General features: G+C 71.9%; 24 protein-coding genes and 1 pseudogene. 10 read left to right on the plus strand and 15 right to left on the minus strand.

Features of this window, described 5'->3' with window-relative positions; translation table 11 throughout:
- Window positions 1–143: 143 nt before the first annotated feature.
- Together IW249_RS17905 and IW249_RS34295 are read left to right on the plus strand one after the other, a co-directional pair.
- Window positions 144–2,006, plus strand: a pseudogene (locus tag IW249_RS17905) (heavy metal translocating P-type ATPase); the annotation flags it as partial.
- A gap of 39 nt (window positions 2,007–2,045) precedes the next feature.
- A complete protein-coding gene (locus IW249_RS34295; RefSeq protein ID WP_269215425.1) occupies window positions 2,046–2,489 on the plus strand; it encodes a hemerythrin domain-containing protein in 444 nt (147 codons plus the stop codon).
- Window positions 2,490–2,538: 49 nt separating this feature from the next.
- On the opposite strand, the gene IW249_RS17910 is transcribed toward IW249_RS34295, so the two are convergent.
- The 6 genes from IW249_RS17910 to IW249_RS17935 all read right to left on the minus strand — a co-directional run bounded on the left by IW249_RS17910 (window position 2,539) and on the right by IW249_RS17935 (window position 9,861).
- Complete coding sequence (locus IW249_RS17910; RefSeq protein ID WP_196921803.1) at window positions 2,539–3,396, minus strand: universal stress protein; 858 nt, start codon at window positions 3,394–3,396, stop codon at window positions 2,539–2,541.
- An 11-nt stretch (window positions 3,397–3,407) separates the two neighbouring features.
- Complete coding sequence (locus IW249_RS17915; protein WP_196924834.1) at window positions 3,408–5,801, minus strand: phosphoketolase family protein; 2,394 nt, start codon at window positions 5,799–5,801, stop codon at window positions 3,408–3,410.
- 67 nt (window positions 5,802–5,868) lie between these two features.
- Window positions 5,869–6,729, minus strand: coding sequence for a universal stress protein (locus tag IW249_RS17920; protein ID WP_196921804.1), 861 nt, complete (start codon window positions 6,727–6,729; stop codon window positions 5,869–5,871).
- A 102-nt stretch (window positions 6,730–6,831) separates the two neighbouring features.
- Entirely contained in the window at window positions 6,832–8,595 is a 1,764-nt protein-coding gene (locus tag IW249_RS17925; protein ID WP_196921805.1) for an ABC transporter permease, read from the minus strand.
- A 1-nt stretch (window position 8,596) separates the two neighbouring features.
- Window positions 8,597–9,286: an ABC transporter ATP-binding protein gene (locus IW249_RS17930; RefSeq protein ID WP_196921806.1), complete on the minus strand. Its 690-nt coding sequence runs from the start codon at window positions 9,284–9,286 to the stop codon at window positions 8,597–8,599.
- Between the two features lie 35 nt (window positions 9,287–9,321).
- The gene (locus IW249_RS17935; protein ID WP_307788617.1) at window positions 9,322–9,861 is read right to left on the minus strand and encodes a PadR family transcriptional regulator; all 540 of its coding nucleotides are present in this window, start codon (window positions 9,859–9,861) and stop codon (window positions 9,322–9,324) included.
- Between the two features lie 144 nt (window positions 9,862–10,005).
- Here IW249_RS17935 and IW249_RS17940 point away from each other — a divergent pair, with 144 nt between their 5' ends.
- From IW249_RS17940 to IW249_RS17970, 7 genes are all read left to right on the plus strand, one after another.
- Entirely contained in the window at window positions 10,006–10,242 is a 237-nt protein-coding gene (locus IW249_RS17940; RefSeq protein WP_030336062.1) for an HTH domain-containing protein, read from the plus strand.
- A complete protein-coding gene (locus IW249_RS35340) occupies window positions 10,242–10,820 on the plus strand; it encodes a Clp protease N-terminal domain-containing protein (RefSeq protein WP_196921807.1) in 579 nt (192 codons plus the stop codon). Before IW249_RS17940 ends, IW249_RS35340 begins: the two co-directional genes overlap by 1 nt.
- Window positions 10,821–10,913: 93 nt before the next feature.
- Complete coding sequence (locus IW249_RS17950; RefSeq protein WP_307788618.1) at window positions 10,914–11,918, plus strand: diacylglycerol/lipid kinase family protein; 1,005 nt, start codon at window positions 10,914–10,916, stop codon at window positions 11,916–11,918.
- Window positions 11,911–12,912 (plus strand): YihY/virulence factor BrkB family protein, encoded by a 1,002-nt coding sequence (locus tag IW249_RS17955; protein WP_196921808.1) that lies wholly within the window; start codon window positions 11,911–11,913, stop codon window positions 12,910–12,912. The genes IW249_RS17950 and IW249_RS17955 overlap by 8 nt, the downstream gene beginning before the upstream one ends.
- Before the next feature lie 69 nt (window positions 12,913–12,981).
- The gene (locus IW249_RS17960) at window positions 12,982–14,472 is read left to right on the plus strand and encodes a phosphatase PAP2 family protein (RefSeq protein WP_196921809.1); all 1,491 of its coding nucleotides are present in this window, start codon (window positions 12,982–12,984) and stop codon (window positions 14,470–14,472) included.
- Window positions 14,473–14,483: 11 nt separating this feature from the next.
- Window positions 14,484–15,293 (plus strand): endonuclease/exonuclease/phosphatase family protein, encoded by an 810-nt coding sequence (locus IW249_RS17965; RefSeq protein WP_196921810.1) that lies wholly within the window; start codon window positions 14,484–14,486, stop codon window positions 15,291–15,293.
- 65 nt (window positions 15,294–15,358) lie between these two features.
- The gene (locus IW249_RS17970; protein ID WP_196921811.1) at window positions 15,359–16,186 is read left to right on the plus strand and encodes a hypothetical protein; all 828 of its coding nucleotides are present in this window, start codon (window positions 15,359–15,361) and stop codon (window positions 16,184–16,186) included.
- 12 nt (window positions 16,187–16,198) lie between these two features.
- Here the strand turns inward: IW249_RS17970 and IW249_RS34745 are convergent, their stop codons facing one another.
- The 3 genes from IW249_RS34745 to IW249_RS17980 are packed head-to-tail and all read right to left on the minus strand — an operon-like array spanning window position 16,199 to window position 18,158.
- Window positions 16,199–16,327, minus strand: coding sequence for a hypothetical protein (locus IW249_RS34745; protein WP_256443305.1), 129 nt, complete (start codon window positions 16,325–16,327; stop codon window positions 16,199–16,201).
- On the minus strand, window positions 16,324–17,199 hold the full coding sequence (locus IW249_RS17975) for an alpha/beta fold hydrolase (protein WP_307788619.1): 876 nt from the start codon (window positions 17,197–17,199) through the stop codon (window positions 16,324–16,326). Before IW249_RS17975 ends, IW249_RS34745 begins: the two co-directional genes overlap by 4 nt.
- Window positions 17,196–18,158, minus strand: a complete 963-nt coding sequence (locus IW249_RS17980) for a TIGR03557 family F420-dependent LLM class oxidoreductase (protein ID WP_145793130.1) — start codon at window positions 18,156–18,158, stop codon at window positions 17,196–17,198. Before IW249_RS17980 ends, IW249_RS17975 begins: the two co-directional genes overlap by 4 nt.
- Before the next feature lie 375 nt (window positions 18,159–18,533).
- Here IW249_RS17980 and IW249_RS17985 point away from each other — a divergent pair, with 375 nt between their 5' ends.
- Complete coding sequence (locus tag IW249_RS17985) at window positions 18,534–19,895, plus strand: cellulase family glycosylhydrolase (protein WP_196921812.1); 1,362 nt, start codon at window positions 18,534–18,536, stop codon at window positions 19,893–19,895.
- Between the two features lie 55 nt (window positions 19,896–19,950).
- On the opposite strand, the gene IW249_RS17990 is transcribed toward IW249_RS17985, so the two are convergent.
- From IW249_RS17990 to IW249_RS18015, 6 genes are all read right to left on the minus strand, one after another.
- On the minus strand, window positions 19,951–20,271 hold the full coding sequence (locus IW249_RS17990; protein ID WP_196921813.1) for a DMT family transporter: 321 nt from the start codon (window positions 20,269–20,271) through the stop codon (window positions 19,951–19,953).
- Between the two features lie 698 nt (window positions 20,272–20,969).
- Window positions 20,970–22,232, minus strand: coding sequence for an RNA polymerase sigma factor (locus IW249_RS17995; protein ID WP_196924838.1), 1,263 nt, complete (start codon window positions 22,230–22,232; stop codon window positions 20,970–20,972).
- 4 nt (window positions 22,233–22,236) lie between these two features.
- Window positions 22,237–22,638, minus strand: coding sequence for a YciI family protein (locus IW249_RS18000; RefSeq protein ID WP_196921814.1), 402 nt, complete (start codon window positions 22,636–22,638; stop codon window positions 22,237–22,239).
- A 95-nt stretch (window positions 22,639–22,733) separates the two neighbouring features.
- On the minus strand, window positions 22,734–24,869 hold the full coding sequence (locus IW249_RS18005) for an alpha-galactosidase (RefSeq protein WP_196921815.1): 2,136 nt from the start codon (window positions 24,867–24,869) through the stop codon (window positions 22,734–22,736).
- Window positions 24,866–25,747 carry a carbohydrate ABC transporter permease gene (locus IW249_RS18010; RefSeq protein ID WP_196921816.1) on the minus strand — a complete coding sequence of 294 codons (882 nt, stop codon included), beginning with the start codon at window positions 25,745–25,747 and terminating at the stop codon, window positions 24,866–24,868. The genes IW249_RS18005 and IW249_RS18010 overlap by 4 nt, the downstream gene beginning before the upstream one ends.
- Complete coding sequence (locus tag IW249_RS18015) at window positions 25,744–26,700, minus strand: carbohydrate ABC transporter permease (RefSeq protein WP_196921817.1); 957 nt, start codon at window positions 26,698–26,700, stop codon at window positions 25,744–25,746. Before IW249_RS18015 ends, IW249_RS18010 begins: the two co-directional genes overlap by 4 nt.
- Window positions 26,701–26,713 lie beyond the last annotated feature (13 nt).

Genomic DNA, 26,713 nt, shown 5'->3' on the forward strand with positions numbered 1-26,713 from the left:
TGCGCGCGCAGGGGCCGCAGGTCCCGACCCCGCCGGGCCGTTACGCCCGCCGCACCAGGTCCGGCACCGTCACGACCTCCGTCGACCGGGCGAAACGCCCATTGTCCGGCCGTTGGCCGCCCACCGGCTGCGACGATGCGCAGGTGGGGGCCGAGCCGAGCGAGTGCGTACCGGAGCAGCCGGTCCGCGCACGCGTGCGGCGGTGGTGGGCGTGGGCGCCGCTGTTCGGGCTCGGCTTCGGGGTGCTGGCCGGCGTGGCGCTGCGGATCGCGGACCGACCGAATGCGGCCAACCTGATCTGGGCGGCCGTCACGGTGGCCGCGCTGCTGCCGGCGGCGTGGTCGATGCTGCGCTCGTTGTGGCGCCGGCACTTCGGAGTGGACGTGATCGCCGTGCTGGCGCTGGCCGGTGCGCTCGGCGTCGGGGAGTACCTGGCCGGGGCGGTCATCGCCGTGATGCTGGCGACCGGGCGGTCGTTGGAGTCGTACGCCCAGCGCCGGGCGACCCGCGACCTGCGGGCGTTGCTGGCGCGCGCTCCGCGTACCGCCCGTCGGCGTGGGCCTGGCGGCGCGATCGAGGTGGTGCCGCTGGACCGGGTGGCGGTGGCGGACCGGTTGCTGGTCGGCCCGGGGGACGTGGTGCCGGTCGACGGGACGGTCGAGGAGGCGGCCACGCTGGACGAGTCGGTGGTGACCGGGGAGTCGCGGCTGGTCCAGCGGGCCGCCGGGGAGGCGGTGGCCAGTGGTGTGGTCAACGCCGGTGCGGGGTTCGGCATGCGGGCGACGAAGAACGCGGCGCAGAGCACGTACGCCGGGATCGTCCGGCTGGCCCAGGAGGCGACCGCCCGCAAGGCCCCGATGGTGCGGCTGGCCGACCGGTACGCCGCGGCGTTCGTGCCGTTCACGCTGGTCCTGGCCGGGCTGGGCTGGTTGCTCTCCGGCGACGTGGTCCGGGCGGTGGCGGTGCTGGTGGTGGCCACCCCCTGCCCGCTGCTGCTGGCCACCCCGATCGCGATCGTGTCCGGCCTGTCCCGGGTGGCCCGGCGCGGGGTCCTGGTCCGCGACGGTGGAGCGCTGGAACTGCTCGGCCGGGCTCGGACACTGCTGGTGGACAAGACCGGCACGCTGACCGCCGGCCGCCCGCGCGCCGCCGAGACGGTCGTCGCCCCGGGTGGTGATCGTGACGAGGTGTTGCGCCTCGCGGCCTCGGTGGAGCAGTTGTCTCCGCACGTGCTGGCCGCCGCGCTGGTCCGGCAGGCTCGCGATCGAGGGCTGACACTGACCGAGCCGACCGGCGTCACCGAGGAGCCGGGACGGGGGGTCAGCGGCCGGGTCGACGGCCGAGTGGTCCGGGTCGGTCAGGTCACCGGGAAGCTGCCCGAGTGGGCAGATCGGGCGCGGGCCCGCACCGAGCTGGCCGGTTGGTCCGCGGTGTGGGTCAGCGACGAGGGTGGACCGCTCGGCGCGATCCTGCTGGAGGATCCGGTGCGCTCCGACGCTCGCCGGACTGTACGCCGGCTGCGTGCGGCGGGGCTGCGGCGGATCGTGCTGGTCACGGGCGACCAACCGACCACCGCCGCGCAGGTCGCGGCGATGGTCGGGGTGGACGACGTGCTTGCCCGCTGCACGCCGCAGGAGAAGGTGGCCCGGGTCCGGGCGGAGGCCGACCGGGCGGTCACGGTGATGGTCGGCGACGGGGTCAACGACGCTCCCGCGCTGGCTGAGGCGCACGTGGGCGTCGCGATGGGGGCGACCGGCGCGAGCGCCTCAGCGGACGTGGCGGACGCGGTGCTCACCGTGGACCGGCTGGACCGGCTCGCCGACGCGGTGGAGATCGCCCGGTACGCCCGGCGGATCGCCGTGCAGAGCGCCACCGTCGGGATGGGGTTGGCTGTGCTGGCGATGCTCGTGGCGGCGGTCGGACGGCTGCCCCCGGTCGCTGGCGCGTTCCTGCAGGAGGGCATCGACGTGCTGGTGATCCTCAACGCGCTGCGGGCACTGGGGGGTGGGCTGCGCCGGCGCGACGTCCCGCCGCGTACCCGGGAGTTGCTCGCCCACTACGCGGGGGAACACCAGGTGGTACGCGACGTGCTGGCCGGGTTGCGGGACACGGCCGACCTGGTCGCCACCGACCCGGCGTCGCCGAGGTGCCTGCCGGCGGTACGCGAGACGCACCGGCGGTTGACCGAACACGTGCTGCCGCACGAGGCTGCCGAGGAGCGACAGCTCTACCCCGCGCTGGCCTCCCCGCTGGGCAGCGGGGAGGCGACGTCCACGATGAGCCGGGCACACGTGGAGATCCGCCGCCAGGTGGACCTGCTCGGCGCCCAACTCGCCCAGACCGCCGACGGTCGGCTGCGCCCCGACCAGGTTCCCGACCTGCTGGCCACCCTCTACGGGTTGGACGCGGTGCTGCGTCTGCACCTGGCTCAGGAAGAGGAGGAGTTCTTCTCCCTCGACCCGTCCGACCCGACGACCGCGCGGCGGTGACCCCGGGCCAGGCCGCCGTGCCCGCGGGTGCGGCCCCGCCCGGCTGATGTCAGCGTTCGCGGACCACGGCGACCGGGCAGGCGGCGTGCTGGATGAGTTGTTGGCTGACCGAGCCGAGCAGCATGCCGGCCAGCCCGCCCCGTCCCCGACTGCCGACCACGATCAACCGCGCGCCCCGACTCGCCTCGATCAGCATCGCCGCCGGGCTGGTCGACACCAGGTCGACGGTCACCGCCAGCTCGGGGAACGTCCGCCGCCACGGCTCCAGCGCCTGCTCCACTGCGGCCCGCTCGTCGGGCACCCCGGCCGCCCCGCCGGGGCCCGCTGTCCAGGCGTGCAGGACGCGCAGCGGCAGCTGCCGCTGCGCCGCCCGTTCGGCCGCGAAGCCGAGCGCCACCAGCGACGGTTCGGAGCCGTCCACCCCGACCGCCACCGGTCCGCTCGACTGGTCGGTAGCGGCGCTGCCGGCCCCGTCCCGGACCACCACGACCGGGCAGTGGGCGTGCGCGGCTACCGACACCGCCGTCGACCCGGCCAGCAGGCCGCCGAATCCGCCGTGGCCCCGGCTGCCGAGCACCAGCATCCCGGCCTCGGCCGAGCGTTCCTGCAACACCAGCGCGGGTGGCCCGTCGTACACCTCGCCGGTGATCTCCAGGCCGGGGTTCGCCGCGGTGGCATCCGCCGCGGCCTTGCGGACCAGGTCCTCGACCTGCCGACGGGCGGTGTCGTCGGGCCACACGCCGGGGGCCACCCCCGGGCCGACCCAGCTGGCCACTGTCAACCATTCGAAGACGTACGCCAGGCGCACCGGCTGGCCGCTGTGCCGGGCCTCCTCCACGGCCCAGCCCAGGGCCAGCGAGGCGTCGGTGGAGCCGTCGTAGCCGACCAGGATCTCCGCGTCGCGCACGTCGTCCTCCTTCAGGGGGTGGTCGGGTCGGTTTCGCGGACCCAGCGCCATTCGGCGACCTGGGGATCGTCCTCGCCGTACTGGCGGGTGTAGTCGCGGGCCGCCTGCCGGGCGTCGACCATCCGTTGGCGTAGGTGCGCGGCGCTGGCGGCCAGCCCGGGTACCCGGTCGATGACGTCGATGACCAGGTGGAAGCGGTCCAGGTCGTTGAGCATCACCATGTCGAACGGGGTGGTGGTGGTGCCCTCCTCCTTGTAACCGCGCACGTGCAGGTTGTCGTGGTTGCTGCGGCGGTAGGTGAGTCGGTGGATCAGCCACGGGTAACCGTGGTACGCGAAGATGATCGGCCGGTCCTGGGTGAAGATGGTGTCGAACTCGTTGTCGGTCAGGCCGTGTGGGTGGTCGGTGTCCGGCTGGAGTCGCATCAGGTCGACCACGTTGACCAGGCGCACCTTCAACGCCGGCAGGTTCTGCCGCAGCAGCTCGACGGCCGCCAACGTCTCCAGGGTGGGCACGTCTCCGCAGCAGGCGAGCACCACGTCCGGCTCGGTGCCGCCGTCGTTGCTGGCCCACTCCCAGATGCCCAGGCCACGCCGGGTGTGCTGGATCGCCTCGGTCATCGTCAGCCAGTTCGGGGCGGCCTGCTTACCGGCCACCACCACGTTGATGTAGTGCCGGCTGCGCAGGCAGTGGTCCATCGTGGCGAGCAGCGTGTTGGCGTCCGGCGGCAGGTAGACCCGCACCACCTCGGCCTTCTTGTTGACGACGTGGTCGATGAAGCCCGGGTCCTGGTGGGAGAAGCCGTTGTGGTCCTGCCGCCAGACGTGGCTGGACAGCAGGTAGTTCAGCGAGGCGATGGGCTGCCGCCAGGGGATGGCCCGGGTCACCTTCAGCCACTTGGCGTGCTGGTTGAGCATCGAGTCGACGATGTGGATGAACGCCTCGTAGCTGGTGAACACGCCATGCCGGCCGGTCAGCAGGTAGCCCTCCAGCCAGCCCTGGCACAGGTGCTCGGAGAGCACCTCCATGACCCGCCCGTCGGGGGAGAGGTGGTCGTCGCCGGGCACGGTGGCGGCAACCCAGGCCCGGTCGGTCACCTCGAAGGCGGCGCCCAGCCGGTTCGACGCGACCTCGTCCGGGCCGAACAGCCGGAACGTCTCCGGGTTGGCGCTGATCACGTCGCGGATCCACGGGCCGAGCACCCCTGTCGCGCCGGCGATCGGGGTACCCGGTTCGGGAACCTCCACACCGTAGTCGCGGAAGTCCGGCAGGGTCAGGTCGCGTAGCACCACGCCGCCGTTGGTGACCGGGTTGGCGCTCATCCGCCGGTCGCCGCTCGGCGGCAGCGTCAGCAGCTCGTCCACCGGCGCGCCGGTGGCGTCGAACAGCTCCTCCGGCCGGTAGCTGCGCAGCCAGTGCTCCAGCTCGGCCAGGTGCGCCGGGTTGTCGCGGACACCCGACAGCGGCACCTGGTGGGCGCGGTAGGTGCCCTCCACCTGGGTGCCGTCGACCTCACGTGGGCCGGTCCAGCCCTTCGGCGTCCGCAGAATGATCATCGGCCAGCGGGGGCGTTCGACGACACCCCCGGAGCGGGCCCGCCGCTGGATCTCGGCGATCTCGTCCAGCGCCCGGTCCAGCGTCGCGGCGAGGGTCCGATGCACCTGGGCGGGATCGTCGCCGGCCACCACGTACGGCTGGTAACCCGATCCGCGCATGAGGTCGAGCAGGTCGGTCTCCGGGATCCGGGACAGCACGGTCGGGTTGGCGATCTTGTAACCGTTGAGGTGCAGGACGGGCAACACCGCGCCGTCGCGCGCCGGGTTGAGGAACACGTCGGAGAGCCAACTCCCGGCCAGTGGCCCGGTCTCCGCCTCGCCGTCGCCGATAACGCAGGTCACCAGCAGGTCCGGGTGGTCGAACGCGGCGCCGTAGGCGTGGCTCAGGGCGTACCCCAGCTCGCCGCCCTCGTGGATCGAACCCGGAACATCCGCCGCGACATGGCTGGGGATGCCGCCCGGGAAGGAGAACTGGCGGAACAGTCGGGCCATCCCGGCCTCGTCGCGCGCCACGTCGTGGTAGCGCTCCGACCAGGTGCCCTCCAGCCAGGTGTTGGCCACGATGGCCGGGCCGCCGTGGCCGGGGCCGGTGACCAGCATGGCGTCGAGGTCGCGCGCCACGATCACCCGGTTGAGGTGGGCGTAGATCAGGTTGAGGCCGGGGCTGGTGCCCCAGTGCCCGAGCAGTCGGGGTTTGATGTCGTCGGGGGTCAGCGGCTCCCGCAGCAGCGGATTGTCCAGCAGGTAGATCTGCCCGACGGTGAGGTAGTTCGCGGCGCGCCAGTAGGCGTCCAACCGGCGCAGCTCGTCGTCGGTGAGGGCGCGGTGCACGTCGAGAGCGGTCTCCATCATGCTGCCTCTCGCGGTAGGAGTGGGGCGCCCGGCGTTCAGCCTGGCCGCTGCGGACGCCCCGGGTTCAGGGCCGTTGGTCCCGCTCCGGGCGGGCGTCAGGCCCGGTCAGCGGCGCCTCGGCCAGGCCGCGGACGACGACCACCGGGGCCGGCGAGTGGTAGAGCAGGGACTGGGCGACAGCACCCAGCATGGCCCGGCCCGGTTCGTCGCCGCGGGCGGCGACCAGCGCCACCTGCGCGTTGCGGGACGTGTCGATCAGCACCTCGGCGGGGTCACCGCGTACCACGCGACACTCGGTCGGCACTGTGTTGTCGCGGCCGGTGTGCCGGGCAAGTGCTTCGCTGAGCTGGTCGGCGACCGCGTCGGTGTCCTCGTCGTACTCCACCACCCGCAGCGCCAGCAGTCGGGCGCCGCGGCGGGCCGCGCACTCCACGGCCCACTGGAGGGCGAGGTGTGAGCTGGGGGAGCCGTCCACGCCCACCAGCACCGGGCCCTGTGGCGGCGGCTCACGCCGAACCACCAGCAGGGGGCAGCCGGCGCGTGCGGCCAACTGCACGGCTGTCGTCTCGGCCGGTACGCACTGGCCGCTGCCCGCCATGCCGCTGTCACCGACGGCCAGCAGGAAGGCGACCTCCGAGCGGCGGATGAGGGTGGGCAGCATCGAGCTCTCGACGATCTCGCCGCGTACGGTCAGCCCCGGCTCGGTCTGGTGGGCCAGTTGGGCGGCGCGGGTGATCAGGTGTTCGGCCTGGTCGCGGGGTGCGGCGACGGTGTCCGCGGCGAAGGCCGCACGCCAGTCGAAGGTATGCAGCAGGTGCAGTGGCCGGCCGTGTCCGGCGGCCTCCTGCGCGGCCTGTTCGACGACCGGAAGGTCGAGTTCCGACCCGAGGCCGACCAGCACCGCTGCGTCGGCGGGTGCGGCCATCCGATATCACCTCCCGGGCGTCGCGCCCGGCACGACCAAGCTGTCCCTGACCGAGGGTAGTCGGATGGGCACCGCGGCGGGCGGGATCGGATGGCTCGGCGGTCAGGTCGGTGCGGATCTGAGTGTGTCCACGACCGGACGCCGGGTGGCAATCATCGCGGGGATGGCGGTGAGCGCGGCGATGGCGAGCAGGACTCCGAGCGCGGTGGCGAGCAGCGAGGAATCGGGCGGGTACTGGACCTCGCCGGTGCTGACGAACGTAACAAGCCCGACGCCGGCCGGGATCCCCACGGCGACGCCCGGTATGGCTGGAAGCAGTTGCGCCACCGCCAGGCCCAGGCCGGCCTGCGCGGGCGTCGCACCGAGCGTCCGCGCGACAGCCAGTGGTTGCCGGGCGTCGAGGACTGCGGTCCAGGCGCTCACGACGGCGTTGATGAGCGCAAGAATGCACAGCACGACGGTGAGCACGAGCGTGGCCTGCTCGCCCCGTTCCACCCGGGGATTGGCGAGTTCGGTGTAGCCGAGGTCGAAGCGCACCGCCTGGGTGTTGACCATGAGAATGCCGACGAGAGTGGTCGTGGTGATCAGGGTGTTCACGGTGACCAGCCGGGCGCGGCGCGGTCGGCGCGCGTTGATACGCACCCCGATCAGTAGGGCGGTGGGCAGCCGCCGCGACAGCCAGATGCGCCACCGCCGGCGCCGCGGTGGCGTTGCGGCGTCGGCCAGCGCGTGAACGGTGCTGGTGGCGGCGGCGCGCAACACCGGCACCAGAGTCGCCGCCACAGCGATCGCGAGGGCAAGGACCGTGACGGCGAACACCATGCGCAGCGCAGGTGGCTGGGCGTTGACGGAGCCGATGAGTCCGGCGCTGGGGCGGATCAGCGCGGGTGCGGCGAGCCAGCCCGCGACCAGGCCCGTGGCGGCGGCGGCAAGCCCGATCGCGAGGTACTCGGCGAGGTGGACGGCGGCGATCATGGCCGGTCCGGCGCCGACGGCCTTGAGCAGCCCCACCCGGCGACGCTGGCCGATGATCCGACCCGCGACGATGCCGGCGACGCCGGCCAGCGCAAGGCCGTTGAGTAGCCAGCTGCCGACGAGCAGGGCGATCTGTGCGTCGCTGTACAGCCGACCGTTGAGGTAGCTGATCGCCTGCCAGGTGGTGAGTTGGTCACCGATGGGGTACGCGCTGCTGGACGCCGGGTCGGCGAGTTTGAGGTTGAGGGTGTACGACAGCGGCTGGCTGCCCGCGAGCGTGGCGATGTCGCTGTGGTCGACCCAGACCAGGCCGCCGCGCTCGACCAGGACGCTGCCGGGGTAGTGCCACCCGGCGTAGGGGTACGTCGCTCTCGCGGCGGTGACCGCGGTGCCGATCACGCGCAGCCGATGGCCGCCGATGTTGACCGTGTCGCCGATGCGGATGCCGAGGGCGTCGGCGAAGGCGCGCTCGACGACCACGCAGCCGCGGCGTACCCAGGTGCCGTCGGTCACGGCGGGCCGGTCGATCGATGCGGGTGTGGTGTCCCGGCCCGCTACGACGGTGTGCGCGGACTTCCCATGGGCCGTCATCGTTAGGTAGGCGATCGGGAAGGGGCCACTGTGATCGGTGACGCCGGCCCCGGTGGTCAGCGATGCGAGCTCGTCCAATGCGGCCTGGCCGGTGGCCCGGGGTGTCACGATCACATCCGGGCCGGCGGTGGCGGTCCGGGTCTGCTGGTACGGCCGGTCGGCGATCTCGTTGAGGGTGAGGCCGATGGTCAGTGTGGCGGTGGCGGCGGTGATTGCGGTCAGCAGCAGGATGGTGTCGGTTCGGCGGCGGCGCAGGTCCCGCATCAGCAGCCGGCAGACGAGCAGGAGGCGGCCGGCCATGTCAGCGCCGCCCGTCGTAGAGGGTGCCACTGGCGGTGCCGGCAAGTCGGCTGTCGTCGACGAACGCGCCGTCACGCATGGCGATCACCCGGTCGGCTACCGCGGCGATGCGGGGGTCATGGGTAACCACCACGAGGGTCTGTCCTGCGGTGCGCAGCTCTTCGAACAGCCGCAGCACGTCAAGGGTGGCGGAGCTGTCCAGGTTGCCGGTGGGTTCGTCGGCCAGCACGACCAGTGGCTCGTTGCTCAACGCGCGGGCGATGGCGACCCGCTGGCGCTGCCCACCGGACAGCGCCGCGGGCAGGTGCGTGGCGCGGTCGGCAAGCCCTACCCGGTCTAGCAGGTACATCGCCCGCTTGCGGGCCCGCCCCGGTGACTGGCCGGCCAGCAGTGCGGCCAGCTCCACATTCTCCACCGCGGTGAGCTCGTCCATGAGGTGGAACGACTGGAAGACGAACCCGAGGCTGTCACGCCGCAGCCGGGCCAGCGCCCGTTCGCTCATCGTGTCGATCCGACGGTCGGCCAGCCAGACCTGGCCGTCGGTCGGGCGCTGCAGCCCGCCGAGCAGGTACAGCAGGGTGGACTTGCCGCAGCCGCTGGGCCCCATCACAGCCAGCGACTGCCCGGCCGGCACGTTCAGATCGACCTCGTCGACCGCGCGGACCAGCGCGTGCTCGTCGCCGTAAAGCATGCTGAGGCCATGCGCCTGCAAAACCGTCGACCCGGTCACGCGCCCGCCTTCCGTCCGGTCGGATCAAGCTCAGCCCACAGGCGTTCACACGCCTCCAGCCATTCCAGGTCGGCCCGCAGCCGCAGCACGACCCCCTCCAACAGCAGCCCGGCGACCGGATCCACCGACCGCTCCAACGCGGCCCGTTGGGCGTCGCGCAGCCGGCGCAGCACCTCACGCCGCTGCGCGTCGACCAGGGCCACCGGATCGGCCAGCCGGGCTGTCGCGGCAGCCACCAACTTGAGGTGAAACTCCGCGAGGTCCGGCTTCGGCCAGTTCACTTCGGCCAGCCAGGTGGCGACTCGCTGCTGCCCCTCCGGGGTGAGCGCGTACACCCGGCGTTCGGGCCGGTCTGGCAGGCCCTCAGCCCGCTGTGAGGTCACCATCCCGGCCTTGCCCAGGCGGGTCAGCGTCACGTAGATCTGCCCGGCGTTCATCGTCTCGCCCAACGGGCCTAGCGCGGCCCGCAGCCGGCTGCGCAGCTCGTATCCGTGCGCTGGCTCCTTGGCCAGCATGGCCAGCACCACGTCCTGCACCAGATATGTCCTCCGTCTAGATCGTTAATGGATAACGGCTATCTATACAGCTGTCAAGTCTGAGGTGGGGTGCGGCGGGCGGAACGGGCAAGCGTTCGTCAACCGAGGTTGACACGGGAGGAGTTGTCAACGTATGTTGACGGCATGAGTCAGGCGACAGAACTCGCGGCGGCAGCCGGCAGCACCGACCCCCGGGTCGGGCTGCGCGCCGTCCGCGCGCTACGCCGGCTACTCGAGCGGCTCGAGGTGGTCCAGGTGGACAACGCCCGACGACAGGGCTGGTCCTGGCAGGAGATCGCCGACACGCTCGAGGTCAGCCGGCAGGCCGTGCACAAGAAGCACGCCGGGCGACCGGCGGTCAACTCATCCTGGGAGGCGTGATGTTCGAACGGTTCACCGACCGGGCGCGCGACGTGGTGAAACGGGCACTGGAGGAGGCGCGGGTCGAGGGCCAGCGGCCGGTCGGCACCGAGCACCTGCTGCTCGCCCTGCTCGCCGACGACGCCGGGCTGGCCAGCCGGGTGCTCGCCGATGCCGGCGTTCGCGCCGACGACCTGCGCGAACGCGTCCGACGGCACACCGCCAGCGGCGGCGTCGGCCTCGGCGACGCGGACGCGGCGGCGCTGCGGGAGATCGGCATCGACCTCGCTGCGATCGTGGCCCGCATCGAGCAGTCCTTCGGCCCGGACGCGCTACGGGAGGCGGTGCCGGCACAGCGCCGCCGCTGGGGGCGTAAGCGCTACCTCGGAGGCCCGTTCTCGCCCCGCTCGAAGAAGGCGCTGGAGCTGTCCCTGCGCGAGGCCATCCGGCTGCGCCACCGCCACATCGGCACCGAGCACATCCTGCTCGGGGTGCTCCGGGAGGGCAACGGGCTGGGGGCGTTGGTGCTCACCGAGTCCGGAGTCGACCTCGACGATCTGCGCCGGCGGGTGGAGCTGGCACTGCGGGCCGCGGCCTGACGGGCGGGGCCGGGTTGAAACCTGTCTGTGGCACTTCCGACGCGCGCCGTTCGCCGGGTCGCTGAAGCCGTCCGGGTGCTGCACACTGGCGCCGTGGATGCTGGACAGGACAGGCGGCCCTCGGGCGGCGACGGCGGGTTGCGCTCCGCGGTGGTGGTCAACCCGGTCAAGGTCGACGATCTCGACGAGTTGCGCCGTACCGTCGACGACGCCCTGACCGCGGCCGGTTGGCCCGCGCCGCAGTGGTACGAGACGACAGTCGACGACCCGGGCCGCGGCCAGACCGAGCAGGCCGTCAAGGCCGGCGTCGACCTGGTCTTCGCCTGCGGGGGCGACGGCACGGTGATGTCCTGCGTCAGCGGGCTGGTCGGCACCGACGTCGCCCTCGCCGTGCTGCCGCAGGGCACCGGCAACCTGCTCGCCGCCAACCTGGGGCTCTCCACCGACCTGGCCGCCGGGTTGCAGGTCGCTGTCGAGCGCGGCCGACGGCTGCTCGACGTCGGCGCTGTCGAGGACAGGTACTTCACAGTGATGGCCGGGATGGGCTTCGACGCCCAGATGCTCGAGGCCACCAACGAGACCACCAAGGCCCGCATCGGCTGGCCGGCGTACGTGATGGGCGCCGCCCGTCACCTCCGGGACCGGCCGATGCGGGTGCAGATCCGCATCGACGACCGACCCGCGGTGCGCCGCCGGGCCCGTTCGGTCCTGATCGCCAACGTCGGCCGGCTACAGGGCGGTGTGACCCTGCTGACCGAAGCCGAGCCGGACGACGGCTGGCTCGACGTCGCCGTGCTCACCCCGCGCAACCTGCGGCACTGGCTCGCGCTCGGCTGGGCGGTGATCCGCCGCAGCGGCCAGGTGCCGCAGCTGGAGATCTTCCGGGGTCGGCGAGTGGTGGTCACCAGCAACCGGGCGCAGCCTCGGGAGTTGGACGGCGACCTCATCACCCCGGGCCGGCAACTGCGGGCGGAGATCCGGCCCCAGGCGCTCTGGCTCTGCGTCCCCCAGCCCGAGGGCGCCCCCGACCTGGCCGTCGACGCGCAAGGTGCCGGGGAGCGGGGCGAGCAGCTGATCGAGGAAGCACGCCGTGAGTAGCACCCGCATCGTGCCGGAGACCCGGCTGATGGCCGACGAGGAGCTGTCCGCCGACGACGCCTGGCACACACTGCGCGGGCAGGGCGGCTGGCACCTGCTGCGGGACGCGTTCATCCGGTTCCGCTACGGCGACGGGTTCAGCCACTCCCGGGCCTTCGCGCTGCAACTCTGCCTCGCCGTGGTGCCGTTCCTGATCGCCCTCACCGGCCTGATCAGCGAGCTGGGCGTCGAGGAGGGCGGCCAGGTGGTCGCCGACACCGTCCTGGCGCTCACCCCCGGCCAGAGTTCGCAGATGGTCGCCGAGCTGCTCGGCGAGGGCGAACGCGTCGAGGACGCGGGGGAGCTGGCGCTCACCCTCGGTCTGCTCACCGGCCTGTTCGCGCTCACCACCACGATGGCCCAGATCGAGCGGGGTGCCAACCGCATCTACGGCGTCGAGCGGGACCGCCCGGCGCTGCGCAAGTACCTGCGAGCCGCCGTGCTGGCCGTCACCGCCGGCCTGCCCGCGCTCGCCGGCTTCCTCATCCTGGTCGGCGGCGGCGCGATGGGCGACTCGGTCCGCGAACACTACGAGTGGGGCGAACTCGCCCACGGCATCTGGGACGTGATCCGCTTCCCGCTGAGCCTCGGGCTGACCGTCATCGCCGTCGCCGTGCTGTTCCGACACGCGCCGCGCCGCAACCAGCCCGGCCTGTCCTGGCTGCTGTTCGGCGCCGGCATCGCCACTGCGCTGTGGTGGCTGGCCAGCCTGCTGCTCGCCGCGTACGTGCGGTTCAGTGACGGTTTCGGGCAGACCTACGGTGCCCTGACCGGCATGATGGCGCTGCTGCTCTGGGCCAACCTGACCGGGATGGCGCTCTTCGGCGGGCTGTCCTTCGCCGCCCAACTGGAGGCGCTGCGCATCGGTGCGCGGGAGCCCGCCCAACCGGACCTGTGGGAGCCCGACCCGGACCGCGCCGAGCTGTACGACACCGGTGACATGTCGGCGCTCTAGGGGCACCGGCGTGTACGACGGACGCGGATCGGGTAAAGCGCCTCGCCAGACAGACAAGGGAGGTGCGGGGTGACCGCGGTCAAAGAGGTGGCGCGCCGTCCGATCGGTCATTTCGCCGAACGGAGCATTGCCGGCCTGGTGGCCGTCACCGGTGCCGGGGTGGCCTTCGGGCTGCTGTTGTTGCTCGTCCGGGTGCGCTGGAGCCCGCTGCAGGATGCCGACCACGCGCTCGCCGAGTGGTTCAACGGGCTCGTCGCCCCGCACCACGCGCTAGTCACAGTGCTCCAGGCGGTGACCGACCTGGGCGGTCGGCCGATCCTCATCTGGCTGGTCACCATCGCCGTGGTCGGGCTGCTGATCCGGCGGCAGCCCCGACTCGCCGTCTATCTGATCATCACGGGGGTCGGTGGTCTGATCCTCGACCCGTCGCTGAAGACGCTTGTCGGCCGGCTCCGCCCGGTCGTGGACGTGCCGATCGCCAGCGCGCCCGGCAACAGCTTCCCGAGCGGGCACGCGCTCGGCTCGTTCGTCGCGTACGGAGCTCTGCTGCTGGTGTTCCTGCCGGCGATGGCCCCCCGCTGGCGCAAGCCGGCCATCGTCGGCGTCGGTGTGCTGGTGGCACTGGTCGGGCTGACCCGGATCGCGCTGGGCGTGCACTTCGTCTCCGACGTGCTGGCCGCCTGGCTCCTCGGGGCCGCCTGGCTGGGCGTCACCGCGTACGCCTTCCGACTGTGGCGGCGGGAGCGGGGCCGGCCGGTGCCGCCGCTGACCGAGGGCCTGGAGCCGGAGGCAGGGCACGACATCGCCCCCGCCCCGGCCGAGGAACACGTGTTGGCCCACCCCCGGTCGGCGGTGGCTGAGCTGCTGGTCGGCTGGGTGATCGTGTTCGGCGCGCTGTACGGCTTCGGTATGTACGTCAGCTACCACGCCAAGGGCACCTTCTTCGACACCCTCGACACCGAGGTCCCGCGGTGGTTCGCCGAGCGGCACACCGAGGTGCTGACCGAGGTCAGCTGGTGGTGGAGCAAGTTCGGCGACACCCATGCCATCCTGCTGATCTCGCTGGTGTTCTGCCCGCTGGTGCTGGCGGTGTGGCGGCGCTGGCGCCCGGTGCTCTTCGTGGCGCTGGCGATGGTGGGTGAGCTGACCCTCTTCCTCGCGTCGGCCCGCGCGATCGACCGGCCGCGTCCGCCGGTGGAGAACCTGGACGGGCAGATGCCCACCTCGTCGTTCCCGTCCGGGCACATCGCGGCAACGATCTGTGTCTGGCTGGCGATCACCCTCATCGTGTTCCCGCGTACCGACCGGTGGTGGCGTTGGATCTTCGTGGCGCTGGCCGTGCTCATGCCGGTCGGGGTGGCCACCTCGCGGATGTACCGGGGCATGCACCACCCGACCGACTTCATGGGCGCGATCCTGCTCTCCGCGCTCTGGATCGGTCTGCTGTACCTGGTGATCCGCCCGAACGAGGACCTGAAGGAAGGCAACCAACCGGCCATCGAGTCGGAGGACGTGGACACCCTCGACGACGAGCTGGCGCGGGCCGGCCGAGCCGACTAGGCGCCGCCGTCGTGCTGCGGGTGATGACCTGGAACATCCGCACCGGCGGCCGGGATCGCGGCGGCCCCGACCGGCTGGATCAGGTGGTCCAGGTCGTCAACGAGCAGGCACCTGACGTGCTGGCCCTCCAGGAGTTGCGCGGCTTCGACCGGGACGGGCTGATGGCCACAGTGGCGGGCCGGGTGGGGATGACGCCCCACCTGGCCCGGTCCTGCTTCGGGCAGCCGGTGGCGGTGCTGGTCCGGCCGCCGTACCGGGTGGTCGACGCCGGGTCGGTGCGCCGCCCGTTCCACCACGCCGCCGCCCGCGTCGTGGTGGCCACGTCCGCCGGTCCGTTCACAGTGGTGGGCACCCACCTCTACCCGTACTCCGGGGGTAGGCGGCGAATGGAGGTCGACTGGTTGGCCGCCGCCATGCGTCGCGACCAGCGGCCGCTGACGCTGGTCGCCGGTGACCTCAACTCGCTCGACCCGACCGTCGACCACACCGCCCGGCTGGCGGGCATGCCGGCCCTCTACCGGCGGCGGCACCTGCGTCGCTCCGGCGGCGCCGTGGACACCCGCGCGATCGCCCGCCTGCTCGCCGCCGGCCTGGTCGACCTCTGGCCGTCGGGCAACGTCGACGCGCCGGAGGCCGCCGGCCACACCGTGCCCACCCGACTCGGCGGTGCCGAGTTCGCCGGGATGCGGTTGGACTACCTGCTCGGCAGCACGGCGGTGGCGCAGCGGGCGCACGACTGTCGGGTGATCCGCGACGGCGCGGCGGCCACCGCCTCCGACCACTATCCGCTGCTCGCCACGCTGCAGTTGTCTCCCGGCTGACGCCACCCGTCGGTCCGCGCTGCCGACACCCCCACGGCGTGGCGCGGGCCGATTACCGTGCCACCGTGACCGACCGCCGCACCCTCCGCTCGTCGTTGCCCGGCCCGCCCAACGAGCACCGGGCCACGCCGACAGGGGCGCGTCCGGCCGGCGACCCGCTGGCCTCGGGCACCATGCGGCCGGCCGCCGTCGCGCCTCCGCTCGTCTCGGCCGTCGCGCGCGGTGTGGCGCTGGTCGTGGTGCTGCCGGTACGCCTGCTCTGGGAGCTGATCGCGGCTGCCGGCCGGCTGCTGCACCGGTACCTGCTCCGCCCGGTGGGTCGGTTCCTGCGCCGCTGGCTGCTGGCCCCGCTGGCCTGGGTGCTGCACCGGCTGGTCTGGCTTCCGCTGGTCTGGTGCGCCCGGCACCTGCTGTGGCTCCCGTTGGTGTGGGTCGCCCGCACGGTGATCTGGCCCGCGCTGCTCTGGGTGACCCGTCATGGGCTGCGTCCGGTGCTCGTGGTCCTGGGGCGGGTATTGGTCTGGCTCGCCACGTACCTGGTCCTGTGGCCGCTGCAATGGTTGGGCGCGGTGCTCACGCCCGTCGGTCGGCTGGTCGTCGACGCGGTGGTCGGCGCGTGGCGGACGGCCGGCCGGGTGCTGCGACTGCTGCACCGACTGCTGCTGCGCCCGCTCGGGCGAGGTTTGCGCTGGCTGTGGCGGCACACCGTACGCCCGCTGCTGTCCGGAGTCCGGTGGGTCTGGTCGGTGACGGTCGTGCCGGTGGCGCGGGGCCTCAGAGCGGTGTGGCGGGCCACCGTCGCGCCCGCGGCCCGCTGGGCCCGCCGTTCGGTGCTCGCCCCGGCCCGGCTGGCCGTCCGGGAGGTGCTCAACGCCCTGGGCCTGCGCCGTTGAGGCGTACGGGGCTCAGAGCACCAGATTCAGCAGGACGGTCAGCACCACCGAGGCCACGATCGAGAAAAGGATCATCAGGAGGCAGCCGAGGCCCCCGCCGAGCGGGCGGATCTCCGTGTTGCCGAAGCGCATGATGGTCACCTGTCCGTGAGTGCGGGTTGAGGGGCGAGCAGGTGCCGGATCGCGTCGGCGACGGCAGTCGGGGCGGTCGTGACCACGTTGTGCGCGGCTCCGGGGACGACCACCAGGGCCGCCTCCGGCACCAGCCGTGTCGCCTCGTCCCGCCACCGTTCCGGCACGACCGGGTCACGGTCGCCGGTCACGACGACGGTCGGCGCGCTGACGCGGACGAGGTCCGCCTCGATCGCGTTCCGCACCGAGTGCGACAGGGTGGCGAGAACCCGCCAGGGCCGGGCGTTCCAGACGTCCCGCACCAGGATCGGGGCCTGTAGCGGCGCCTCGCGCAGGCTGTCCACCAGCCAACGACCGAACTGGGCTTGTCGGGACCGGGCCGCCGGGTCACTCGTCGGTCCGGCCAACACCAGCGCGCGTACCGCGTCGGGGTGGGTCGCGGCGACCGCGGCGGCCACTTCCGCGCCGAACGAGTGCCCCAGCAGGCAGACCGGCGGCAACTGGTACGCGGCCAGCCAGGCGGCCAGGTGGTCGGCGTGCCGGCGGACGTCGTACGCGCCCGGGGGGTGTTCGGTCAGCCCGAAGCCGGGCAGGTCCGGCACGTACACCTGATGGGTGGTGGAGAGCGCGACGGCCAGCGGGGTGAGATACCGGTGCGAGACCGCCAGGCCGTGTACCAGCACCACGGGTGGCGCCCCGGTCCCCGGGTCGGCGCTGCGGCGGGTGTGGGTGCGCAGTCCGTCGACGACCCGCCATTCGCTGGTCAGTCCGCCGGCAGCCCGGGGCGCGGCCATGGCGAGCCGCAGCTCGGCCGGCCCGAACCGGCCGACGGCGCTGCGGCGGGGCGACCCGGGCGGCGGAGGTGCCGCACCTCGGTTCACAGCTCGCGCAACCGGGGCAGCAGCTGTTCCTGCGCCCAGTCCAGGAACATCGGCTGGCTCTCCCCACCGACCTGGATGATCGCCACGTGGGTGAAGCCGGCGTCGACGAACTTGCGGAACGCCTCGACGTGCGCGTCCACGTCCGGACCGCAGGAGATGCCCTCGGCGACGTCCTCCTCGCGGACGAACTGGGTGGCGGCGGCGAAGGACTCCGGGCCGGGCAGGTCGGCGTTGACCTTCCACCCCATCCCGAACCAGCGGAACTGGTCGTGCACGATCTTGCGGCACTCCGCCTCGTCGGGGCCGTAGCAGATGGCCACCTGGCCGTAGCGGGGTTGGCCGGCGCCCCCGGCGTCGTCGTACATCTCGATGATGTGCCGGTCGGGTTCGGTGGAGATGAGGCCGTTGCCGTACTCGGCGGCCAGCGTCGCGGACTGTCGACCGGACGCGGCGATGGCCATCGGCACCGGCTGGTCCGGGCGGTCCCAGACGTAGGCGTCGGGCACGTCGAAGTGGTTGCCGGAGAAGGTCAGCGTCTCCCCGTTGAGCAACGGCCGGATGATCTGCAACGCCTCCTCGAACATCTCGTGCCGCTGCTGGACGTGCGGCCAACCGCCGACCACGTGCTCGTTCAGGTTCTCCCCGGCGCCCAGGCCGAGGGTGAAGCGGCCGTCCGAGAGCGCCCCGATCGTGCTGGCCTTCTGCGCGACCACTGCCGGGTGGTAACGGCGGATCGGGCAGGTCACGAAGGACATCAGCTGCGCCCGGGAGGTGGCGTGGGCGACCGCGCCGAGCACGGACCAGGCGTACGGGGAGTGGCCCTGGGAGTCCAGCCAGGGGTAGTAGTGATCGGACATGACCAGTTGGTCGAACCCAGCCGCCTCGGCCCGTACCGCATGGTCCACCAGCTGCTTGGGCCCGGCCTGCTCGCTCATCAGGGTGTAGCCGACGCTGACCATCCTGGTATCCCCTCTCACTGACGGATCGTTCCCGGGATACCCCGGTGCACGGCGGTCAACCCTCTCGTCCGGTTCGGCTGTCGGGGTGCTTGACGGATCGCGGTCACCTGCCTACCGTCGCTCTTAACCGGTTAAGAGCCGGGTGTGGCGCACATCCTGTGGTGGGGATGACCGCCCCGTGACGGCCCGCGTCTTGCGTGGGCCGTTGCGGCTGTCCGGGCTTCGGGCCCGTCAACTGAACCGGTTGCGAGGACCAATCCATCGTCCTACGCTGATGCCTGCGCCGGGAGCCGGGCGCGGCTGCCGGGCTGCAGCCGCCTTCCCTGTCACGTCCCCACCCCTGTCGGGCACCGGGGGTCCTCCCTGAGGAAGGCCATGAAGACTCGACTCTCCGCCGCCGGCGCGACACTGCTCGCGTTGCTCGTCACCGTGCTGGCGTTCGGCCAGCCGGCGCACGCCGCGGCTGGCTTCTCCGTCGCCGGCGGCAAGTTGTACGACGCCAACGGCACCGAATTCATCATGCGCGGTGTCAACCACGCGCACACCTGGTACCCGCAGCAGACCAGCTCGTTCGCCGACGTCAAGGCGCTCGGCGCGAACACCGTGCGGGTGGTGCTCTCCAGTGGTGACCGGTGGACCCGTAACACCAACGCCGACGTCGCCAACGTCATCTCGCTCTGCAAGGCCAACCGGCTGATCTGCGTGCTGGAGGTGCACGACACCACCGGGTACGGCGAGCAGAGCGGCGCGATCACCCTCGACCGCGCCGTCGACTACTGGCTCAGCCTCGCCGACGTCCTCGCCGGCCAGGAGAGGTACGTCATCGTCAACATCGGCAACGAGCCGTACGGCAACCAGAACTACGCCTCGTGGGCCACCGACAACGCGAATGCGATCAAGCGCCTGCGGGCCGGCGGGTTGACCCACACGATCATGGTGGACGCGCCGAACTGGGGGCAGGACTGGTCGTTCACCATGCGCGACAACGCCGCGTCGGTCTTCGCCGCCGACCCGGCCCGCAACACCGTGTTCTCCATCCACATGTACGGGGTGTTCGACACCGCCGCGGAGATCAGCGACTATCTGGGCCGGTTCCGCACCGCCGGGCTGCCGATCGTGGTCGGGGAGTTCGGCTTCAACCACTCCGACGGCAACCCGGACGAGGACGCCATCCTCGCGTACAGCCAGGCCAACGGGATCGGCTGGTTGGGCTGGTCGTGGAGCGGCAACGGTGGCGGCGTCGAGTATCTCGACCTGGCCACCAACTTCAACCCGGCGAGCCTGACCGACTGGGGTCAGCGTCTCTTCAACGGCGCAAACGGCATCCGGCAGACCGCCCGTGAGGCCAGCGTCTTCGGCGGCACCCCTCCGCCGACCACCCCACCCCCGACGACGCCCCCGCCCACCACGCCGCCGCCCACCACGCCCCCGCCCACCGGTGGTTGCACGGCGACGTACACGGTGACCAATCAGTGGCAGGGCGGCTTCCAGGGTGAGGTGCGGGTGACCGCCGGCGCGAGGGCGATCACCGGCTGGACCGCCGGTTGGACCTTCGCCAACGGCCAGCGCGTCACCCAGTCCTGGAATGTGGCCCTCTCCAGCAGCGGCACCACTGTGAGCGCCCGCAACACGGACTACAACGGACGGTTGGCAGCCGGGGCCAGCGCCAGCTTCGGCTTCCTCGGCAGTTGGACCGGCACCAACAGCCTTCCGGCGGTGAGCTGCACGGCGAGCTGACCGTCGGGCCGGTGGTCGGGTCCGCGTCGGACCCGGCCACCGGAACCCGTCCTGGTCAGTGCTCCCCGGCCAGGTTCACGATGACCACCCCGGCGATGATCAGCGCGATGCCGGTGAGCTTGGCTAGCCCCACCGACTCACCCAGGAACACCGCCCCGATCGCCACGATGGCCGCGGTGCCCAGACCCGACCAGAGGGCGTACGCCACCCCCACCGGGATCTCCTTGACGGCCTGGGCCAGCAGGAGGAACGCCACCGCGTAGCCGCCGAGGCACGCCACAGTCGGCCAGAGCCGACTGAACCCGGCGGTGCTCTTGATCAGGCTGGTCGCCACCACCTCGGCGATGATGGCGATCCCCAGCAGCACGTACGCCATGCGTCCCCTTGGTCCTTCGTGGTCGATGAACCCGTCGCCGCCCAGGCTAGTGCCAGCGATGTCCCCGCCCGCCCGACCTGTCGAGGTCGAATCGATCCGTGGGCATCCCCTGCCGGCTCATCTGGCCCGCGGCCACAGCAGCGGCCGACCCGTCGCGTGGTGTCCGTGCGGGCCGGGTGGTGTCCGTGCGGCCTTGGCACCTGTCACAGAACGCCTTTGGAGCTGATGTCACAAACGAATCGGTTGTGGCGACGAAGCAGACCTCGCCAACGAATCAGACCCCATTGACGAATCAGACTTCGCCATCAGATTGGCCCTGCGCCCGGCCCGGCGTCCGGTGCCCGGCACCCTGCGCCCGGCACCCGCCCAGTGGATGAATCGTTTACGGCATCAGCTCCAAAGCCGGTCCGGCACAACCCACCCACCAGCGCCGCTGTTCCGGGCCGCGCCGCCGTCGCGGGCAGGCCGCTGTTGCGGGCCGCGCCGCCGTCGCGGGCAGGCCGCTGTTTTGGGCCGCGCCGCTGTTGCGGGCCGCGCCGCCGTTCCTCGCGCTGTCGCCCCCGGTAGTGGCGTGGGAGAGGCTCGCAGGGTAGATCTTGGACAGTGCCCGCCGCGCGAACGGAAACTGTCCAAGATTGCCAACTGTGGCGGGTGAAGCTGCCTGGTTCTCGCCGCGGAGGATCAGTTGATCTCTGTCTTCACGGGAGATCAACGGGCTGGGCGGCCAGTCGGGCTGCCCGCATCGTCAGGTAGAGCTGTTCGGGGCGGCTGCTCGTACGGGCGGCGGCGGTCCGGTAGTCGGCGATCGCCTGGGCCTGGTCACCGGCCATCTCGTGCAGGTGGGCGCGGGCGGCGGCCAGCCGGTGGTGTCCGGCCATCTGCGGGTCGTGGGCCAACGCGTCGAGGGCGGCCAGGCCGGCGGCCGGTCCGTGCACCATGGCCGTCGCCACGGCACGGTTGAGGGCCACCACCGGGCTACCGGCCATGCGCTCCAGCACCTCGTAGAGCGCCAGGATCTGCGGCCAGTCGGTCTGCTCGGTGCTCGGCGCCTCGTCGTGCAGGGCGGCGATGGCGGCCTGTACCTGGTACGGGCCGACCGGCCCACGCGGCAGGGCCCGGGTGACCAGTGCGACGCCCTCGGCGATCGCCGCCGCGTCCCAGCGACCACGGTCCTGATCGGCCAGTGAGATCAGCTCGCCGGACGGCCCGGTCCGCGCCGGGCCACGGGCCTCGGTGAGCAGCATCAATGCCAGCAGCCCGGCCGACTCGCTGTCGTTCGGTAGCAGCGTGTGCAGCGCGCGGGTCAGCCGGATCGCCTCCGCCGCGAGGTCGATGCGGCGCAGGTCCGGGCCGGTGGTGCTGGTGTGCCCCTCGGTGAAGACCAGGTAGAGCACCTGTCGGACGGCGACCAACCGGTCCGCCCGCTCCGCCGGCTCGGGCATCCGGAACGGTAGCCCGGATGACCGGATGCGCTGCTTGGCCCGGCTGATCCGCTGCGCCATCGTCGCCTCGGGCACCAGGAACGCGCGGGCGATCTCGGCGGTGCTCAACCCACCGACGGCGCGCAGGGTCAGCGCCACCGCCGCCGTCGGGGCGAGTGCCGGGTGACAGCAGAGGAAGAGCAGGACCAGCGTGTCGTCCCGCTCGGCGGTCAACTCCTCGTCCGGGGCTGGCGCGTACCGCTGGTCGTCCGGATCCCGGCGGGCGACCAGGTCCTCCCGGCGGCGTCGGGCCCGCTCACCGCGGACCAGTTCGATCATCCGGCGGTAACCGACCTGGATCAGCCAGCCACGGGGGTTCGCCGGCAGTCCATCGGTCGGCCACTGGGTGGCGGCGGCCAGCAGCGCCTCCTGCACAGCGTCCTCCGCCGTGGCGAAGTCACCGAAGCGGCGGCTGAGCACGCCGAGGACCTGCGGCGCCAACTCGCGCAGCAGGTCCTCGACGCGGGGATCGGTGTTCAGCCCCTCACAGCTCCTGTGCCGGGGCGGACATCACCGGGTGCACCTCGACCGGCATGTTCAGCGGCCGGCCGCCGGGGCCGGGCGCCGTGGAGATGTGCGCGGCCAACTCCACGGCCCGCTGCGGGCTCTCGCAGTCGACGATCCAGTAGCCGGCCAGGAACTCCTTCGTCTCGGCGAACGGACCCTCGGTGACCACCGGCGTCCCGCCCTCGCCAGCCCGGACGATCCGTGCCTGCTGCGGGCCACCGAGACCCTGCGCGTCGACCCACTCACCGGCGGCGGTCAGCTTGGCGTTGACCTCGCCCATGAAGGCGATGTGTGCCCGGACCTCGTCCTGGGTCCAGGTGTCGATGCTCGGGAAGTCGGTGCCAGCGGCGCTGAACTGCATCAGCAGCATGTACTTCATCGTCTTGCTCCTCACGACCGCGCACCATTGTCGGTGCTCTCACAGTGAGGTAGAAGCCGCCGACACCGTTCTCGACACCCCGAGCAAAGAAATTTCTAGCCGACCGAGTCGACCTCCAGCACCAGACTTTGCTCCGGGTGCAGGGCGGGCAGCTGCACACCCACCCGGGCCAGCGCCGCCCCGCTGAGGGTGAGACCAGCCGCCAGCCAGGTGGGCGCGGACAGGTCGATGGTCGCCGGGGCCGGTACGCCCGACACCTGTCGCACCCGGTACCGCCGGCCCGGGTCGAGGCCGGGCAGCCGCACCGCGCCGGGCACCTGCGTCACCGAGGTGGCCAGCCGGGCCACCGCGTACACCGCCCGGGTGTTGTCGTGGTCGACCACGCCGTGCGCCCAGACGGCCGGGTCGGGGTGATCGACCCGGACCACCCGGCCAGCGTGCAGCAGCGGGCGCAGCCGCTTGTGCAGCGCCACCCAGGCGGCCAGTTCGGTCTGCTCGGCAGCGCTGATCGAGGCGATGTCCCACTCGATGCCGTGGTGGCCGAAGAGCGCCGTCGCCGCCCGGAAACCCAGGTCGTGTACGCGGTTGGTGGTGTGCGAGCGTTCCGGGCCGACGTGGGTGCCGATCAGCTCCGGTGGCAGCAGCAGCCCCGTCCAGCGCTGGATGCTGAGCCGTTCCAACGCGTCGTTGCAGTCGCTGGCCCAGACCCGGTCGGTACGCGCCAGGATGGCCAGGTCCACCCGAGCCCCGCCGGACGAGCAGCTCTCGATCTCCACGCCCGGGTGGCGACCGCGCAACTCGTCGAAGAGCCGGTAGACGGCAAGGGTCTGCCCGTGCACCCCGGGGCGGCCATGGTGCCCGGCCTCGGTGAGGTCCCGGTTCTGGTCCCACTTGAGGTACCGGATGCCAGGGTGGTCGGTGAGCAGCGTGTCGAGACGTTCCAGCACGTGGTCGTACGCCTCGGGGCGACCCAGGTCGAGCACCTGCTGGTGACGCCAGGCCGGCGGTAGCCGCCCCGGCACGGCGAGCACCCAGTCGGGGTGCGCACGGAACAGGTCCGAGTCGGGGTTGACCATCTCCGGCTCGACCCAGAGGCCGAACTGGAGGCCCCGACCGGTGACGTGGTCGATCAGCGGTTGCAGGCCGTCCGGCCAGACGCCCTCGTCGACGTACCAGTCGCCGAGCCCGGCGGTGTCGTCGCGCCGGCCCCGGAACCAGCCGTCGTCGAGCACGAACCGCTCCACGCCGATCTGCGCGGCCCGGTCGGCGAGCGCTCGCAGCCGGTCCAGGTCGTGGTCGAAGTAGACCGCCTCCCAGACGTTCAGGGTCACCGGACGCGGGGAGCGCGGGTGCCCGGGGCGGGCCCGCAGGTGGGTGTGCAGCACGTCGCTGAGCCCGTCCAGCCCGGCATCGGACCAGACCGCGTAGAGCAGGGGACTCTCGTACGACTCGCCGGGGTCGAGCCGGATCTCCCCGGGTGCCAGCAGCTCGCCGCCACCGAGGGTCGACTCGCCGGTGGGGCGACGCTCGGCGAACGTGACGTGGTCGCCGCTCCACGCGGTGTGCACCGCCCAGACCTCACCGTGGCCGAAGCCGAACCCGGTGGTGCCGGCCACCAGCAGCAGCGTGGCGTCGTGCCCGGTACGGCCGTGCCGGCCCTCGCGGACCCAGGCGCCGTGCTGCCAGGGGTGCCGCTGCGGGGACCGTTCCCGACACCACCGGCCGGTCAGGTCGAGCAGTTCGGTGGCGACCGCCGGCACCGGCAGCACCGGCGTCAGCTCCCGCAGCTCGTACGCGCCGTCGCCGTCGTTGCGCAGCCGGTGCCGAACGGTCAGCAGGCCGTACGGGTCGAGCGTGATCTCGATGGTCACTGTCAGCCCGGCGGCCGGGTCCGACGCCCGCACTGTCACCCGCGCCGGTCCGTCGGCGGGCTGGTCGACGTCGAGACCGTCCAACCGGAACGCGGTGGACCAGCCGGCCCCGTCGCGGTGCCCGGCCAGGCCGGGCCGTCCGCTCCAGCCGGCGCTCGCCTCCGGCAGCACTGACAGCACTGTCGGCTGGTCGAAGCTGCTCGGCACCACCGGCGGTACTGTCGCGTCGGTGAGCTGGCGCAGGCCGTCGTCGTCGAGGTCGCCCACGTCGCCGCCCCAGTGCACGACCCGGGGCAGCCCCGGGCCGCGCGCGTCGAGCACCAGGCTGGTCCGCGCGCGGCGCAGGTGCAGGATCGTCATCCCTTTGAGGCTCCCAAGGTCAGGCCCCGAACGAAGTGCCGCTGGAGCATAAAGAAGATCACCAGGGTGGGGATCGCGACGAGCACGCTGCCCGCCGAGACCAGGTTGTTGTCGGTGAAGAACTCACCACGCAGGTTGTTGAGTGAGCTGGTCACCGGGAACTTGTCGCCGGTGCGCATGAGGACGGTGGCCCAGAAGAACTCGTTGTAGATCCAGGTCACTTCCAGCGTTGCCAGCGCGGCCAGGGCCGGCCGGCACAGCGGCATGGTGACCTGCCAGTACTGCCGCCAGATGCTCGCCCCGTCGACCATCGCCGCCTCGTACAGGTCACGTGGCAGTGCCTTCATGTAGTTGCTGAGCACGAAGACGCAGAAGCCGCACTGGAAGGCCACGTTGATCAGGATCAGGCCCCAGTAACTGTCGTAGAGCAGCTCCGAGTCGCTCATGAACTCCGGCAGCGGCACCTCGGTGAAGAGCCGGAACAGCGGGATGAGCAGCGCCTGCTGGGGCAGCAGGTTGGCCGCGGTGAAGACCCCGAGCAGGACGAGGTTGAGCTTCCAACTGAACCGGGCGATGACGAACGCCACGCAGGACGCGAGGAAGAGGGTCAGCAGCACCGCCGGCACGGTGATGTACACCGAGTTGAGGAAGTGCTGGCCGAACTCCGCCGTCCGCCAGGCGGTGACGTAATTGTCGAAGGTCCAGCCGCCGAACGACACGTAGCCGTTCGCGGCGGTGTAGTCGTACGAGCGCAGCGAGGTCAGCACCGCCCAGGCGATCGGGAAGAGCCAGGCCAGCGAGACGACGATGAGGAAGCCGTGCAGCAGCATCCGCAACGGGGTCAGCCTGCGCCGACGAACCGGAGTGTCCACGCTCATTCCCGGTTCTCCCTCATCACGGTCGCCAGGTAGATGGTGATGAAGACCAGCGAGACGACCAGCATGATCGTTGCCAGTGCCGAGCCGAAGCCGATCCGGCTCGCCTCACCCACCACGTTCTGGGTGACCAGCGCGGAGATCAGCTCCAGCCCGTTGCGGCCCTTGTTGACCACCCAGACCAGGTCGAACGCGCGCAGCGACTCGATCACGGTCACCACCAGCACGATGATGTTGATGGGCCGCATGACCGGGAACACGACCCGGAAGAACGTCCGGCTCTCCGAGGCGCCGTCGACCGCCGCTGCCTCGCGCAACGACGGATCGACACCCTTCAGGCCGGCCAGGTAGAGCAGCATGATGTACCCGACGTGCCGCCACCCGGAGGCGACCATCACCGCCCAGATGTTGACGTTCGAGTCGCCGTACCAGTCGATGCTGCTGCCGAAGACGGCGTTGATCAGGCCCTGGTCCCGGGAGTAGAGCAGCTGCCAGACGAAGCCGATGAGCGCCAGCGAGAGCACCACCGGCAGGTAGAGCGCGGTCTGGTAGAAGCGGCTGCCGCGCAGCTCCTTGTCCAACAGCACGGCCAGGAACATGCCGAACGGGGTGGCGACCACGAAGAGCGCCGCCAGCCAGAGCAGGTTGTGCTGGATCGCCGGCACGAACGGCGGGTAGATGTTCACCACGTCGCTGTAGTTGCGTGCGCCGACGAACTCGATCTCGTTGAGCGGGCCGATGCCGTCCCAGTTGGTGCCGGAGAGCAGCACTGTGGCCGCCGCCGGCAACCAGACGAACCCGGTGACGAGCAGCAGCGGGACGAGCACCATCAGCGTGATGACCACGCGGTCGGTGCGGGACAGGAGCCGTAGCCGCCGGCGACGACCACCCGTGGAGGTGGTCGAGGCCGGCGGTGGCACGGCGCGATCCGCTTGGATCAGGGGCAGGTCGGACACGATGTCCTCCCCC

It is taken from the genome of Micromonospora vinacea, from assembly GCF_015751785.1.
Taxonomy (GTDB): Bacteria; Actinomycetota; Actinomycetes; order Mycobacteriales; family Micromonosporaceae; genus Micromonospora; species Micromonospora vinacea.